The following is a 15,151-nucleotide window of genomic DNA, read 5'->3' as shown; positions in this document are numbered from 1 at the left end:
ATTTATTTATTAGTATCATTTTCGGTTTGAGATAATTCACTTATATCTGTATTTGTACAAGCAATTCCCGTAATTACATTATCTATGATAATTGGTCTTACTGTAAGATCATATAATCTAGTTATACCCTTTAAAGTTAAGGAAATAATACCACGATATGGTTTTCCTGTTTTTAATACTTTATTTTTAATACTTGTTAGTTTTAAGGCGTCCTCCTTTAAAAAAAAATCCTGATCTGTTTTTCCAATCATTAAAGAGGAAGAAAAATCAGTCCCCTTATGCAACATACTTGTATACACTAAGTTTTTATCTTGAGAGCATACTGTGGTTTTTGTTAATTCAAGAAGTTGCTCATAACTCTCTTTAACTTCACTAAGCTCTAAAGCTAGTGATTTTTCTTCAGTAATGTCTACAAAAGTAATTACTACCCCCTCAATAACATTGGCAGATGTGCGATAAGGCATGATTTGCATTTGGTACCATGTACCATCGTTACTTTTGACTGCTGCTTGAAAGGGGGTAAGTTTTGCTAGTACCTTTGTAGCATCTGCTACTATACCTTCATAAATCAGGTTAGAAGATAAATCTTGAATTGGTCTGCCCATATCTGTTGAAATAAGATTAATAATCTTAGACATTGGTGGTGTAAAACGTTTTATTTTTAAATCCGCATCCAGAAAAATAGTCCCAATTTCGGTACTTGCAAGCAAATTATTCATGTCATCATAGGCTTGTGCAAGCTCATCTATTTTACCTTGTAGTTCTGTATTAACCGTAACAATTTCTTCATTTACACTCTGTAATTCTTCTTTAGATGTCTCTAACTCTTCATTGGTACTTTGCAGCTCTTCGTTACTTGATTGGAGCTCTTCATTACTAGATTTTAATTCTTCGTTAGAAATCTCTAGCTGTTCTATCGTAGATCTTAAATATTCTTTCGTTGCAATTAACTCTTGTTCTAAAGCTTGTAATTCTGAAGTCTCATCTGGATGACTTATTTGTGCAGCTACATTAGAAGCAGAAGACGCCTCTCGGTCCTCAAAAGTTATCATATAATAGTCCTCTTCTGGTATAAAATCTTTTAAAGGCCTTAAACACAAATCTATTATTTGATAGCTACCATTAGTTTTTACGTTGATATTTCTTCTAATTTCTACAGTGTCACTTTTTCTTACTTTAGAGATTATTGTACGTAAGTCATTTTTAAGCCCTTCCCTTGCCATATCAATTATATTAAGCCTAGCTTCTCCAGGAGAGGGCTGCAAATACTTACCTGTATTACCAGAAAAATAAACGGCCTCTCCTTTTAAATCAATAATAGCGCTAGCAGGTGCATAATTATCTAAAAGCAATTGTTCTGTTATTTTAGAAAGGTTACCCTGTTGCTCTCTTTTTGGTGTTGAAATTATAGCAGTAGCTTTAAAATTAATCGGTTCTCGAAATAAATACCCTATATCAGGAATTTTACTTTTATTAACTTTTTTATGTTTGAATAGTTTATGCTTCCTATCAATAACTTCATACAAATTAGCATACTCACCTAGAGATTCTGAGCTTCCCAAAAATAAAATTCCTTCTGGATTTAAAGCATAATGGAATATAGCAAATACTTTTTTTTGTGCTTCAATATTTAAATAAATAAGTAAGTTTCTGCAACTGACCATATCTTGTTTTGAAAAAGGAGGGTCTTTAATTAGGTTATGCTCAGAAAAAACAACCTTATCTCTAATTTCTTTATTTATTCTATATACATTAGATTCGCTTTGAAAATAACGTCGCAAACGTTCTGGTGTTACATCAGTAAAAATAGTTTCAGGGTATGTACCTTGTCTTGCAAAATTTATTGCACGCTCATCCAAATCTGATGCAAATATTTGTAGTTTTAACACTTTAGATTGCTTTTTAATAGCCTCGTCAAAAAGTATAGCTAAACTATAGGCTTCTTCTCCTGTAGAGCATCCTGCAACCCAAATGCGAATAGTTTCTCCATCTGCTTTACTATTAATTATCTGTGGAATAATAGTATTCTCAACAGTGCTATAAGCCTCTGTATCTCTAAAAAAACTAGTAACACCAATTAACAATTCATCAAATAGTTTTTTAATTTCTTCTTTATTTTTTTGAAGATATTTTAAATAACAGTCTAATTTATCTATTTGGTTTAAAGCCATGCGTTTTTCTATTCGACGTATGACTGTACTGGTTTTGTAATCTCCAAAATTACAACCTGTTTCATTTCTAATTAAAACAAATATTTTTTCGAGCAACTCTTTAGCTGTTGTCGCCATTATTGGTTTAGCTTCGATTTTAAAAGCCCTGTTTTTTGAGTATTTCACTAATGCTTCTGGTATTTTATTAACCTCAAGTACAAAATCTTGCACACCTGCAGAAATGGCACTTCTTGGCATACCATCGTATTTAGCAGTTACAGGGTCTTGCACAATAGTAAGACCGCCTTGACCTTTTATATCCTTTAAACCAAGAGTGCCTTCTGTTCCTGTCCCTGACAAAACAACACCTACAGCTCTTCCTTGTTGATCCTCTGCAAGCGATTTAAAAAAGAAGTCTATTGGTTTTCTAAATCCTCTAGCGGCGGACGGTTCCATAAGGTGTAATACCCCTTTAAAAATAGCCATATCTTTATTTGGCGGTATAACATAAATGTGGTCTGGTACCACTTGCGTATGATCCTCTACTTCAGTTACAGTCATATCTGTATGGCTCTTTAAAAGATGCACCATAAGACTTTTATGTGTAGGGTCTAAATGTTGCACAATAACAAATGCCATTCCCATTTGTTTTGGTGCTGCCGCGAAAAACGACTTTAATGCCTCTAAGCCACCAGCGGACGCCCCCAAACCTACAATAAGAAAAGCATTTAATATACTATTTGATTCTTCTTTTTTCTTTGTAGAAAATGGTTTCTCTATATTTTTTGTTGTAGTCGTTTTTTTATTTACCATAGATATGGTTATACGTTTTTTGGATGATTGATTTTTTTGAATGCTTGTTTGTATAAAGAATAAAGATAATTAATATATAAATAATGCTTCACATTCTTCACAAATAATTCTTCCTTCAAAAGTATATTCACTAATTACCAATAAAGAAGTAGGTTTTGTTTTATACAGAGGTAAAGTCAATAAATATTCCTTTTATCTACTATAAAAAATAAAAACCTCATCGTTTTATAATTGATAGCGCTTTAGTAACCAATAAGCCATATGTTTTCTTATCAAAACTAAATGGTATCAACTATAAAGATTTAAAACAAAGAACACATACATAACGTAACATGATGTAAGTCATTGCAATACACAACAATTAAATATAACTTGAATACTTAAGACAAGCATAATATAAGCTTAAAAGAAATAATAAGAACTTCAAAAACAAATTAACATGTCATTAAATTTTAATCAGTTTGCTACTGAAGCTAATACTTTTTTAAAAGAATACACTAAAGCATTAAGCTTAGGCGAAGATACCGAAAAAGCAGGACGTATTTTATCGTCCGTACTTCACGGCTTAAGAGAAATAATATCCACGGAAGAATCACTACAACTCATAGCTCAATTCCCTATGTTCTTAAAAGCTGTTTATGTTAACTCATGGCGTCTTCATAAAAATAAAAAAATAAATACTATAAAAGAGTTTGTTGACTTAGTACGAGAGTTTAATGGCGTTACAGCAATGCATGATTTTAAATCTTACGAATTATCAGAAAACTACATAAATACTACGTTTATACTATTGCGCAAATATATTTCTTTAGGCGAAATGGAAGACATAAAATCAGAATTACCAAAAGACTTAAAAAATATGGTTTATCATAGAATAATGTTTTAATACTCTAAATTTTTAAACAATGTACACTTCCACAAATCATCCGTTTCCTCAAAAAAAACTTAAGATTTTAGCCTCAAAACAGAGCGCACACACCGTTACTATTTATCTACCTATGAATAAAAAGGGTAAAGAGCAAAATGAGCATCTTGCACAAGCGCATTTAAAAAAATGTGTAAAAGAAATACATCAAACATTAACCAATTATCAACTAAATAAAGTCGAAATAAATAATTATCTAAAACCCATTGAAGACCTTATTGCCAATGTAGATTTATGGAGAAACCCTTCTGATGGTTTAGCTGTTTTTTTAGACCAAAATGGTATTAGTTATTATACTTTACCCATAGCGTTCGAAGTAAAAACATATGTATCAAATCATTTTTATTTAAAACCATTATTACCTCTTTATTATGAAGATGGTGTTTATTTTCTACTAGAATTAAGTGCCGATTATGTAAAATTATACAAGTGCTCTAAATTTAGCTACAAAGATTTGAACATTGAAAATTTTGCTCCAAACCAATTAAAAAAAGCTATCGGTACAGATTACAAAGACAAAATGTTACAGTTTAGAACAGGTCATAGTGCACATACCAGAGGTTCCTTTCATGGTTATGGTGAAGGTAAAGATGATTATAAAAAAGAGTTAATTACTTTTTTTAGAGCAATAGATCTTGGTGTTAAAAAACTAATTGATAATAGAAAAGCACCTTTATTATTGGCCTGTACTGATCAATTATATCCCTTATATAAAGAAGCCAGTTTATATCCTAACTTATACAAAAATCATTTAAATGGAGATCCAGAATTTAAAAACAAAACACTTATGCATCAAGAGTCATGGAGTTTAATGCAAGATTATTTTAATGCAACTAAAAAAGATAAAATAGACCTGTTTACAGAACTATACAATACACAAAAAGTATCTTATAGCCCATCAGAAATTATTTCTGCTGCAATACATGGAAAAATTGATACTCTTTTTGTGAAAAAAGGAACAGATCTTTTTGGTATTTATTATAATATAAATAATAGTGTACGTTTGGATGAGTCTAAAGAAATAACAAATACATCCTTACTTAATCTTGCCTGTATGCAAACTTTTTTGCAAGGTGGTAATGTGTTTGAACTAGATCCAGAACACATGCCAATTAAAGAACAGCCAATTAACGCTATTTTTAGATATTAAGGATTGTCTAAACAAACCCTTAAAACTAAAGTAAAGCTTTGGTTTCTCGTACACCTAAAATTAACTCTAAATCGTCTTTTTCAACGACTTCTTTTTTTAATAAAAGCTGTGCAAGTTTTTCTAATTCTGATTTATGCATTACTAAAAGATCTAGTGTGCGTTGGTAAGCTTTTAAAATTAAATTTTGCACCTCTTTGTCAATTAACTTAGCCATATTCTCGCTATAAGGTTTTTTAAAAACACTTTCGTTTTGTCCTGTAGAATCATAAAAACTTAGTGGTCCAATCGTTTTGTCTAAGCCATAGTAAGCAACCATGGAGTAGGCTTGTTTTGTTATTTTCTCTAAATCGTCTAAAGCACCAGAAGACATCTCATTAAATATAACCTCTTCAGCTGCTCTTCCTCCTAAAGACGCACATATTTGATCAATAAATTGAGATTTGGTAACTATTTGCCGTTCTTCTGGTAAATACCAAGCAGACCCTAATGATTTTCCTCTAGGAATTATAGAGACTTTAACTAAAGAATCTACATGTTTTAAATACCAACTAGCAACAGCGTGACCAGCTTCATGATATGCAATAATATTTTTTTCGTTAGGAGATATTATTTTACTTTTTCTTTCTAATCCGCCTACAACACGATCTCTAGCACCCATAAAATCTTCGTGTTCAATTTCATTTTTATTTTTACGTGCAGCAATTAAAGCTGCCTCATTACAAATATTAGCTATATCTGCACCAGAGAAACCAGGAGTTAAAGCAGACAATACATCTAAGTCAGCATTTTTTGCTAATTTCAGATTACTAATATGTACATTAAAAATCTCAATACGCTCTTGCTTATTTGGTAATTCTAAATAAATATGTCTATCAAATCTTCCTGGTCTTAAAAGCGCTTTGTCCAAAATATCTGGTCTATTGGTAGCTGCTAGCACAATAACACCTGTATTTGACCCAAAACCATCCAATTCTGTTAATAATTGATTTAATGTACTTTCTCTTTCATCATTAGCCTGAAACGCATTAATTTTTCCTCTTGAGCGCCCTACAGCATCAATTTCATCAATAAAAATAATACTTGGTGCTTTTTCTTTAGCACGCTTAAAAAGATCTCTAACTCGAGATGCTCCTACACCGACAAACATTTCTACAAATTCTGCCCCTGACATCGAGTAAAAAGGAACATCTGCTTCACCTGCTATTGCTTTAGCCATTAAGGTTTTTCCTGTTCCTGGTGGTCCTACAAGCATTACCCCTTTTGGTATTTTAGCTCCTAGTTTTGTGTATTTCTCTGGGTTTTGAAGAAAATCAACTACTTCCATAACCTCCACTTTAGCTTCTTTTAAACCTGCAACATCTTTAAATGTAACTTCACTTCGCTTATCTTTAGTGGTTAATTTAGCTGTAGATTTTCCAAAATTAAACAAAGGATTTGTATCATTTTTAGAAGCAAATCGCCTAAAAAGAAATAGCCAAAAAACAACAATTAATATTATCGGTAATAACCAAGAAAACAAATCTGACATATTTGTTCTGGTAGTATAAATAACAGTAGTTTTTACATCTGAAGAAAAATGTTCTTCTGCATTTTCTAATTTATTTTCAAAACTATCTACAGAGCCAATTTGCATTGAATAATGTGGTCCATTATTTAAACTGAATACCCTTTTTTTTAACTCTTGATATTTAGCTTCTTCTAATCTATCTCGTTTTATATAAATTTCTGCTATTGACTTATTTACTATAACAATTTTCTCAACATCTTGTTGACTTAGCATTAAATTATTAAAATCTTTCCAGCTAATTTCTTCTACATAATTACTAGGATTAAAAAAAACGTAAAAAACTAATAATAAAAATATTACAACTACATAAAACCAACTGATTTTAAAACCTCCAGAAGGTTTACTTAATGGTTTTTTGTCTTTATAACTAGATGAGTTATTACTATTATCCGTTGTCATTATTTCTCTCTAAAACTATATATTGATCCAAAGCTTCCATAGCTTCACAACCATAAACTACTGCTGGTCCTCCTCCCATAAGTACCGCTACTCCAATGGTCTCTAAAATTTCTTCAGAGGTTGCGCCAGATGCAAGTGCATCGTGTACATGAAAAGCAATACAGCCATCACACCTTACGGTAATAGCTATACCTAAAGCTATAAGTTCTTTTGTTTTAGAACTTAAGATACCTTCATTAATACTAGCTTTATGAAGACTATCAAAAGCAATCATCGTTTCTGGTATTCTAGTTCCTAAACGGTTCATTAAATTGGTTAAGTCGTTATACTTTTTAGAATGATCTTTTATCATAATACATTTTTTTAAATGTTGTTTTTATCTCATTCAAAACTAACTTATTTAATTTATTTTCTAAATGACCTAAGTCATTTGAAATCAATAAACAACTCATTTACTTTGTTTTATAAATAATAATATTATGAAAATCAAAAAAATCATACTAATATCTTTACTTTTTGCATTTATGTTTATTGCAGAAAGTTGTGGCCCAATTGTTATTTCTTCTAGACCAGATGTACCGCCTCCAGCTTGGTTTTATCCTAACCGAGTAGAAGCTGTCAGATATGTGTGTTTTCCTGATTATATGATTTATTATGACCTATCACTTAGACATTATATCTATTTAAATAATAATGTTTGGATAACAGTAAATACTTTACCCACACGCTACAACCATATAAATTTAAACCGAAGTAAGTTTGTTAGGATAAAAAATTATAGAGGTGATAATATCTCTCGCTATCATACAGAAAACAGAACAAATACTAACAGAACTAATGTAAGAACAAGACGTAACTAAAGTGTTGTTTAAACTTTTAGTGGCTGTTACATTTAAAATTTATCAAAATGAAAAAACTAATAATCTTAGCTCTATTTTTTATTATTTACTCATGTAAATTTGAAGAAAAACCAACCCAAAAAGATGAAGATATTAATGTTGTAAAAGATAAAACAATTGTAAAACCAATCGAAAAATGGGATGTAAATAAAGTGTATGACGAGTTTGGAAATCTTAAACAATACGATTCCGTCTATTCATGGTCTTACTCCAATATAAAAGGAGATTCTTTACATGTAAATTTAGATAGTATAATGGATTCTTTTAAAGGCTATTTTGAAAAAAACACACCTTCTTTATGGCAAAAGGACTTCTCTTATTTCCCTGAAAATGACACACTTTTTATGAATAATTTTTTTAAAAGTGATTATTTCTTTAAAAACTGGAAAAATCATAATGATCAATTAGAGCAAATGATTAAAAGAATGGATTCCTCAAGAAATGCTTTTTTAAAACAGTTTCATCCTGGATTATTAGAATCTAAAAAAAATAACTAATGACGTTACATGAAAACAATTATAATGGACTAGCGGCTTGGTCTTTAACGATTAGACAATTAACGTTAAAAAGACTTGGCAAAATTCCGAACGAATTTATAAACTGGAGATTAAATACTTCTACCTTAAGTTTTGGACATTTAGTACAGCATATTTTAGATGTTGATGAATTATTTTTTAACTTAAACACATCCGAAAATAAATTTAAATGGATTTTAGGTACTAATGAACCACACATAAATATAGATCAAAAAACCTACAAAAAAATGCTAGAAAAATTAAAAGTTAATAATAAAAAACGTAGCGAAATTATTAAGGCATTTACTCAAAAATCTATTAATAAGATTATTAAAAATGAAAACAACGAAGAACTGACTATTTGGTGGTTTTTAATACATAACGTTTTAGAACATGAAACATATCATAGAGGTCAAATAGCTGCCTATTTAAAAATTTTAAAAGGAGAATCTACTAGGGTTTAAAAAGCTTGATTAAAACAACATCTACTATGAAAAATATACTTATCGCAACCGATTATTCTACAAATGCAATTACTGCATTAAAATATGCTTCAACTTTAAGCAAAAAACTTAATGCTACTCTTGTAGTCACTCATGTTTTTGACTACCCTACAGTTTTGGGAGATATAGTGGACGAACCGTTTCCTCAACTAGAAATAGATGCTTTTAAAACGCATTATTCAAAATTAAAAGACTTTTGCAAACAAAATCTAGAGGGTAATTTACAAGAAATGAATATTAGTTTTGAGGTTGTAGAAAACAAATCTGTAGTAAAAGGTATTATTTCTAAAGCAAAAGAAATAGACGCCTTTATTATAGTCGTTGGTATGAAAGGCACAAGTCTTTTAAAAGAAATTATAATGGGAAACACCACGAGAAAGCTTATAGACAAAGCCCCATGTTTTGTACTCGCTATACCAGAAAACACCAGTTATAAAGAGATTAAAACTATAGTATACGCAACAGATTTTGAAGTCAACCCAGACATAGAGGTTCTTCAAAATGTCTCTATTCTAGCAAAAGCATTTAAGGCAAAAATACAGGTGGTACATATTGTTACAAAAAAAGAATATGCAGGAGACTCGCAAATGGAATGGTTTAAAGAAATGCTTGAAAAGAAAATAGAGTATAAAAACATTGCATTTGAAGTACTTTTCTCTGATACCATTTTTGAAACACTTAAAGTCTATTTAGGCGATGTAAATGCAGATATGGTTGTTATGTTAGAAAGAGATGAATTTGGTTTCTTTAATAAAATATTCCATAAAGATTTAGTTAAAAAAATGGAAGTCTATGGTCAGATTCCTTTAATGAGTTTTAATGAAAATAATTTTGAATTACTTCATTTCTTAGAACTTTAATCTTAAAAATACATTATTATGGCAAGACGTATATATAGAATATTGATAGTGATTTCTTTAGCATTAGGCTATCATCTATTTACAATTAAAAACACACATACAAAAACATATGTGGTCATTATATCAAGCCTGATTTTTATGCTTTTAAGTATTGGAATTCATGGTTTAATTGCACATTCTTTAAAACCGGATGTTAAAGGTGATATTATCCTTTACCCAATACTAATGGGTGCTTTATGGGCTGTTTTATTCTTTTTATTTGTGTTTTTTATTCTTCCTGTTTATTGTCCAGATTTTCATTTATTTAAATAATCAGTACTAATTTCAAACACCTAATTATTATTTTGATTTTTTCTTTTTTTACTGATCAATGTCATTTTATTTAGACCAAATTCTATTTAATTTTATAATTAACGCAACTCTATAAATTAAGAGTAAAAACCTAATTATTAATTAAAATATATAATGATGAAAGTAGAACAAATTTATACCGGTTGTTTAGCACAAGGTGCTTATTATATAGAAAGTAATGGTGAGGCAGCAATTATAGATCCTTTAAGAGAAGTTACGCCGTATATTGATATGGCTAAAAAACGAAACGCTAAAATAAAATATGTATTTGAAACACATTTTCATGCAGATTTTGTGTCTGGTCATATTGATCTTGCAAAAAAAACTGGAGCAACCATTGTCTATGGACCAACAACTATGAAAACTGGTTTCGATTTTATATCTGGTAAAGATGGCCAAGAATTTAAACTAGGACATTCCAAAATAAGACTGATACATACACCTGGTCACACTATGGAAAGTAGCTGTTATTTATTAATTGATAAAAATGGCAAGGAAACCTCGTTGTTTTCTGGAGACACTTTATTTATTGGTGATGTTGGTAGACCTGATCTTGCACAAAAGGTAATTTCAGAATTAACACAAGAAAAACTAGCTGCTCATTTATTTGATTCTCTTAGAAATAAATTAATGCCTTTAAACGACGATATTATTGTTTATCCTGGTCATGGTGCTGGAAGTGCCTGTGGTAAAATGATGAGTGATGAAACAACAGACACCTTAGGTCATCAAAAAAAAACAAATTATGCTCTTAATTCTGATATGACAAAAGAAGAATTTATTGATGCTATTTTAACAGGTTTAACACCTCCTCCTGGCTATTTTCCGCAAAACGTATTAATGAACATTAAAGGGTATAAAAGTATTGATACGGTTGTTGCTAAAGGAACTATTGCTTTAACTGTAAAGAATTTTGAAACTGCATTAAAGAATAATAAAGCCACTATTATTGATACAAGAGACGCACAAACTTTTGCTAAAGGATTTATTAAAGGCGCTTATAATATTGGAATTGATGGCAATTTTGCAAATTGGGTTGGTACCACCATAATAGATATTACAACACCTTTATTAATTGTTTGCGACCACGGAAGGGAACAAGAAGTTGCCACACGTTTAGCTAGAATTGGTTTTGATAACACTTTAGGGTACTTAAAAGGCGGTATGGATGCTTGGAATAAAACTGGTAGAAAAATAGATACTATTGAATCTGTAACTGCAGAGCAACTCGCTAATAAAACAGAGAAATTAAATATTCTAGATGTACGTAGAGCTAGCGAGTTTAATAGCGAACATATTGAAAACGCTATCAATACTCCTTTAGATTATTTAAACAATAGCAAATCTAAAATAGATAAAAACAAAACCTACTATGTGCATTGCAGAAGTGGTTATAGGTCTATGGTATTCATATCTAACTTAAAAGCAAAGGGTTATAAAAATTTAATTGATGTAAAAGGTGGTTTTAATGCAATGAAAGCAACCCATAAGTTTCCAATTTCAGAATACATAGCACCAACAACTATGTTGTAAAGGTTACCCAAAATAAAAAAAACACCAAATGAAAACGCATTATCAAATACTAGTTATAGGAGGTGGAACAGCAGGTTTAATGACTGCTAGTAGCTTACTTAGAAAAAATCCAATGTTAGAGGTTGCCATTATTGAACCTTCAGAAAACCATTGGTATCAACCTGCTTGGACTTTAGTAGGAGCTGGTACTTACGATTATAACAAAACAAAAAGGCCTATGGCTTCGGTTATGCCAAAAAAAGCCAAATGGATAAAAGATGCTGTTGTGTTTCTAGATCCAGAAAATAATACAGTAAAAGCTGCTATAAATGGTAACTTTACTTATGATTATTTAATAGTAACACCTGGATTAAAATTAGATACAACCTTAGTAGAAGGGCTACCGGAAGCTATAGATAAAGGTGTTGTTTGTAGTAATTACACAAACCCAAATCATACTTGGGATGTTATTAAAAATTTTAAAGGTGGAGTCGCTTTATTTACACAACCACCAAAACCATATAAATGTGGTGGTGCACCTCAAAAAATAATGTATTTGGCAGATGATTATTTTAAAAAAGCACATATTAAAAGTAAGACAAAAGTAGTTTTTGCTACTTCTGGAGATAGCATTTTTTCTATTCCAGAAATAGCAAAAACCTTAATGAAGGTAATTGATAGAAAAGAAATAAATATAAAGTTTAGTTGGGAACTAAAAAAAATTGAAGGCCAAAAACAAATGGCTTGGTTTATTGTTAGTCCAGAAGCTAAAGAACATAATCCAATGACTTTAGACATTATTAAAAAGGATAATTTAGTAGGTATTAAATATGATATGCTTCATTTAGTACCACCAAATACTGCCCCCGATTTTATTAAAAATTCTCCTTTGGTAGATGATACCAAATGGATGGATGTATATCCTTATACGCTTCAACACAAAAAATATGCAAATATCTTTGGATTAGGAGATGTTACTAATGTGCCAACTTCAAAAACAGGTGCTGCTATCAGAAAACAAGCTCCTGTAGTTGTCGCTAACATTATTAATTTAGTAGAACTACAAAAACTTAGCTCTAAAAAATACGATGGTTACTCCTCTTGCCCTTTTGTTACAGGTTATGGTAAAATGGTATTAGCAGAATTTGACTATACAAAAAAATTCACTCCTGACCCGAAACTAAAACAAATGTTAATTTTTGATAGCTCTAAAGAACATTGGAGACTTTGGCTTTTAAAAAAATACATGCTTCCTTACTTATATTGGAATAAGATGTTGAAAGGCAAAAATGTGTAACACAAACCTTAACTATTGTCATGCTGTTAATTATGCAAAAAAAATACCAATACAGTTTTTAATAGGTTTAACATTTACTTTAAGCGCAGGGATATTAATACATTTTAGAGGTTTTGCTTATTTCTGCTAGAATTAATATTAGCATATTTAGGATTTCTTTTATTGACTACTTCCAAATATAAAATATTATAACACCCCATTAAAATCATAATTTATGTTGAGGTTTTCATTATTTATTCCATTCTGAATAAAATACTTTTTAGGTTTATATATGCCAAAAATTACGGAATAAACTATTCTGTATCTTTGTAAAACCAAAAAGAAGCACCTTATGAAACTGAACATAAAAAATACATTTACAGCACAACTTCCAGCAGATCCAATAACAGACAATAGTAGACGTCAAGTCACTAAAGCTTGTTATAGTTTTGTGACTCCTAAACAGACTGCAAAACCAGAATTAGTTCATGTCTCTCCAGAGATGTTGAACACCCTAGGTTTATCAGAAAACGATGCTAAAACAAAACCATTTTTAAACGTGTTTACGGGTAATACCGTCTTAGAGGGCACAACACCATACGCTATGTGTTACGGTGGACACCAATTTGGACATTGGGCCGGGCAATTAGGTGATGGTCGTGCTATTAATTTATTTGAAGTCGAACACAATAACAAAAACTGGAAACTACAATTAAAAGGCGCTGGAGAAACACCCTATTCTAGAACAGCAGATGGTTTAGCTGTTTTAAGAAGCTCTGTTAGAGAGTATTTATGTAGCGAAGCCATGTATCATTTAGGTGTACCAACCACACGTGCTTTAAGCTTAGCGTTATCTGGAGACCAAGTCCTGCGTGACGTCATGTATAACGGGAATCCTGATTACGAAAAAGGCGCGATTGTATCACGAATTTCACCAAGTTTTTTACGTTTTGGAAGTTTCGAGATTTTAGCCTCAAGACATGATACAGAAACCTTAAAAACACTTGTAGACTATACTATAAACACTCATTTTACGCATTTAGGTACACCAAGCAAACAAACTTACGTTCAGTTTTTTAATGACGTAGCTATGCGAAGTTTAGATATGGTTATCCATTGGCAACGTGTTGGTTTTGTACATGGTGTTATGAATACCGATAACCTATCAATATTAGGATTAACCATAGATTATGGCCCTTACGGATGGCTAGAAGGTTATGAGCCTGGATGGACGCCAAATACTACAGATAATCAAAACAAACGCTACCAATATGGTTCGCAACCAGATATTGTCCTTTGGAATTTATACCAATTAGCAAATGCCTTATATCCATTAATTGAAGAAGCCGAAGGTTTAGAAGCGGTGTTGGCAAATTATGCCGAACAGAAAGATATCCAATACCTACACATGATGCGTAGTAAAATTGGATTGTCATCCGAAGAACAACTAGATGCCAACCTTATTCAGGAACTAGAAGATTGTTTACAGTTAACAGAAACAGATATGACTATCTTTTTCCGTAATCTATCCGATTTTGATGGTGCAAATCCTACTAATGGATTACAAATTATTCGTGATTCTTTTTACGACATAAAAGCAGTAACCGAAGCGATAAAAGACAGATGGAACTTATGGTTTGATAGTTATGCAGACCGTTTGGAACGCGACCCAATTTCAGCGAAAGCGAAAAAAGAAAACATGAATACCGTAAACCCAAAATACGTGTTACGTAATTATATGGCACAATTAGCAATAGATGACGCTAACAAAGGTGACTACAAACTTATTGATGACTTATTCAACTTATTAAAGCAACCTTATGCAGAACAACCAAAATACGAAAAATGGTTTGTAAAACGACCAGAATGGGCAAGACATAAAGTAGGTTGCTCTATGCTATCTTGTAGTTCTTAATTGTTATGTTTTTTTGATGTTTAACTCCTCTTTCTTTCTGCTTTTTTTCCAAAGCAGAAATTCATTCTCCTCTTAAAAATAAGAGGAGAGCTAAAAAAAAACATAAGGTATTAAAACAAAAGCAAAATCATAACGAAAAACAACATCGCAAACAGCTCCTCTCTTTAGCCAAAGAGCGATGAATTTTAGCTTTAGCTTAAATCGGAGAGTTTGACCTAAAACGCGAAGCAGTTTTAAAGAGAGTTAAAAACAACCTCAAATAAAACGCCAACAAGCTAACACCTCTTCCTTTCTGCTTTTTTTCCAAAGCAGAAAT

General features: G+C 31.1%; 13 protein-coding genes. 10 read left to right on the top strand and 3 right to left on the bottom strand.

Annotation, left to right across the window (positions count from 1 at the left end; genetic code table 11):
* Positions 1–2 precede the first annotated feature (2 nt).
* Positions 3–2,963: a chemotaxis protein CheB gene (locus H0I26_RS10320; RefSeq protein ID WP_218698122.1), complete on the bottom strand. Its 2,961-nt coding sequence runs from the start codon at positions 2,961–2,963 to the stop codon at positions 3–5.
* Positions 2,964–3,402: 439 nt separating this feature from the next.
* Here H0I26_RS10320 and H0I26_RS10315 point away from each other — a divergent pair, with 439 nt between their 5' ends.
* Both H0I26_RS10315 and H0I26_RS10310 read left to right on the top strand, forming a co-directional pair.
* On the top strand, positions 3,403–3,849 hold the full coding sequence (locus tag H0I26_RS10315) for a DUF2267 domain-containing protein (RefSeq protein ID WP_218698120.1): 447 nt from the start codon (positions 3,403–3,405) through the stop codon (positions 3,847–3,849).
* Between the two features lie 19 nt (positions 3,850–3,868).
* A complete protein-coding gene (locus H0I26_RS10310; protein ID WP_218698119.1) occupies positions 3,869–5,038 on the top strand; it encodes a hypothetical protein in 1,170 nt (389 codons plus the stop codon).
* Positions 5,039–5,063: 25 nt separating this feature from the next.
* On the opposite strand, the gene ftsH is transcribed toward H0I26_RS10310, so the two are convergent.
* Entirely contained in the window at positions 5,064–7,004 is a 1,941-nt protein-coding gene (gene ftsH, locus H0I26_RS10305) for an ATP-dependent zinc metalloprotease FtsH (RefSeq protein ID WP_218698117.1), read from the bottom strand.
* Complete coding sequence (locus tag H0I26_RS10300; protein WP_218698101.1) at positions 6,991–7,356, bottom strand: carboxymuconolactone decarboxylase family protein; 366 nt, start codon at positions 7,354–7,356, stop codon at positions 6,991–6,993. The genes ftsH and H0I26_RS10300 overlap by 14 nt, the downstream gene beginning before the upstream one ends.
* 127 nt (positions 7,357–7,483) lie before the next feature.
* Between H0I26_RS10300 and H0I26_RS10295 the strand changes: the two genes are divergently transcribed.
* From H0I26_RS10295 to H0I26_RS10260, 8 genes are all read left to right on the top strand, one after another.
* A complete protein-coding gene (locus tag H0I26_RS10295) occupies positions 7,484–7,864 on the top strand; it encodes a hypothetical protein (protein ID WP_218698094.1) in 381 nt (126 codons plus the stop codon).
* Between the two features lie 47 nt (positions 7,865–7,911).
* Positions 7,912–8,400 carry a hypothetical protein gene (locus tag H0I26_RS10290; RefSeq protein WP_218698093.1) on the top strand — a complete coding sequence of 163 codons (489 nt, stop codon included), beginning with the start codon at positions 7,912–7,914 and terminating at the stop codon, positions 8,398–8,400.
* Positions 8,400–8,882 carry a DinB family protein gene (locus tag H0I26_RS10285; protein WP_218698091.1) on the top strand — a complete coding sequence of 161 codons (483 nt, stop codon included), beginning with the start codon at positions 8,400–8,402 and terminating at the stop codon, positions 8,880–8,882. Before H0I26_RS10290 ends, H0I26_RS10285 begins: the two co-directional genes overlap by 1 nt.
* Positions 8,883–8,908: 26 nt before the next feature.
* A complete protein-coding gene (locus H0I26_RS10280) occupies positions 8,909–9,781 on the top strand; it encodes a universal stress protein (RefSeq protein ID WP_218698089.1) in 873 nt (290 codons plus the stop codon).
* Between the two features lie 18 nt (positions 9,782–9,799).
* Positions 9,800–10,093, top strand: a complete 294-nt coding sequence (locus H0I26_RS10275; protein ID WP_218698088.1) for a hypothetical protein — start codon at positions 9,800–9,802, stop codon at positions 10,091–10,093.
* A gap of 156 nt (positions 10,094–10,249) precedes the next feature.
* On the top strand, positions 10,250–11,665 hold the full coding sequence (locus H0I26_RS10270) for an MBL fold metallo-hydrolase (RefSeq protein WP_218698086.1): 1,416 nt from the start codon (positions 10,250–10,252) through the stop codon (positions 11,663–11,665).
* 28 nt (positions 11,666–11,693) lie between these two features.
* The gene (locus tag H0I26_RS10265) at positions 11,694–12,941 is read left to right on the top strand and encodes an FAD/NAD(P)-binding oxidoreductase (protein ID WP_218698084.1); all 1,248 of its coding nucleotides are present in this window, start codon (positions 11,694–11,696) and stop codon (positions 12,939–12,941) included.
* Positions 12,942–13,272: 331 nt separating this feature from the next.
* Positions 13,273–14,835, top strand: a complete 1,563-nt coding sequence (locus H0I26_RS10260) for a protein adenylyltransferase SelO (protein WP_218698082.1) — start codon at positions 13,273–13,275, stop codon at positions 14,833–14,835.
* Positions 14,836–15,151 lie beyond the last annotated feature (316 nt).

Source organism: Olleya sp. HaHaR_3_96 (assembly GCF_019278545.1).
In the GTDB taxonomy this organism is placed as follows: Bacteria; Bacteroidota; Bacteroidia; order Flavobacteriales; family Flavobacteriaceae; genus Olleya.
The sequence above is the reverse complement of the archived record's forward strand: the minus strand, read 5'-3'. Positions and strand labels throughout refer to the sequence as shown.

Coding starts and splice junctions, on each gene's coding strand:
- H0I26_RS10320 (WP_218698122.1), bottom strand. CDS start 2,963: ATGGTAAATAAAAAAACGACTACAACAAAAAATATAGAGAAACCATTT.
- H0I26_RS10315 (WP_218698120.1), top strand. CDS start 3,403: ATGTCATTAAATTTTAATCAGTTTGCTACTGAAGCTAATACTTTTTTA.
- H0I26_RS10310 (WP_218698119.1), top strand. CDS start 3,869: ATGTACACTTCCACAAATCATCCGTTTCCTCAAAAAAAACTTAAGATT.
- ftsH (WP_218698117.1), bottom strand. CDS start 7,004: ATGACAACGGATAATAGTAATAACTCATCTAGTTATAAAGACAAAAAA.
- H0I26_RS10300 (WP_218698101.1), bottom strand. CDS start 7,356: ATGATAAAAGATCATTCTAAAAAGTATAACGACTTAACCAATTTAATG.
- H0I26_RS10295 (WP_218698094.1), top strand. CDS start 7,484: ATGAAAATCAAAAAAATCATACTAATATCTTTACTTTTTGCATTTATG.
- H0I26_RS10290 (WP_218698093.1), top strand. CDS start 7,912: ATGAAAAAACTAATAATCTTAGCTCTATTTTTTATTATTTACTCATGT.
- H0I26_RS10285 (WP_218698091.1), top strand. CDS start 8,400: ATGACGTTACATGAAAACAATTATAATGGACTAGCGGCTTGGTCTTTA.
- H0I26_RS10280 (WP_218698089.1), top strand. CDS start 8,909: ATGAAAAATATACTTATCGCAACCGATTATTCTACAAATGCAATTACT.
- H0I26_RS10275 (WP_218698088.1), top strand. CDS start 9,800: ATGGCAAGACGTATATATAGAATATTGATAGTGATTTCTTTAGCATTA.
- H0I26_RS10270 (WP_218698086.1), top strand. CDS start 10,250: ATGAAAGTAGAACAAATTTATACCGGTTGTTTAGCACAAGGTGCTTAT.
- H0I26_RS10265 (WP_218698084.1), top strand. CDS start 11,694: ATGAAAACGCATTATCAAATACTAGTTATAGGAGGTGGAACAGCAGGT.
- H0I26_RS10260 (WP_218698082.1), top strand. CDS start 13,273: ATGAAACTGAACATAAAAAATACATTTACAGCACAACTTCCAGCAGAT.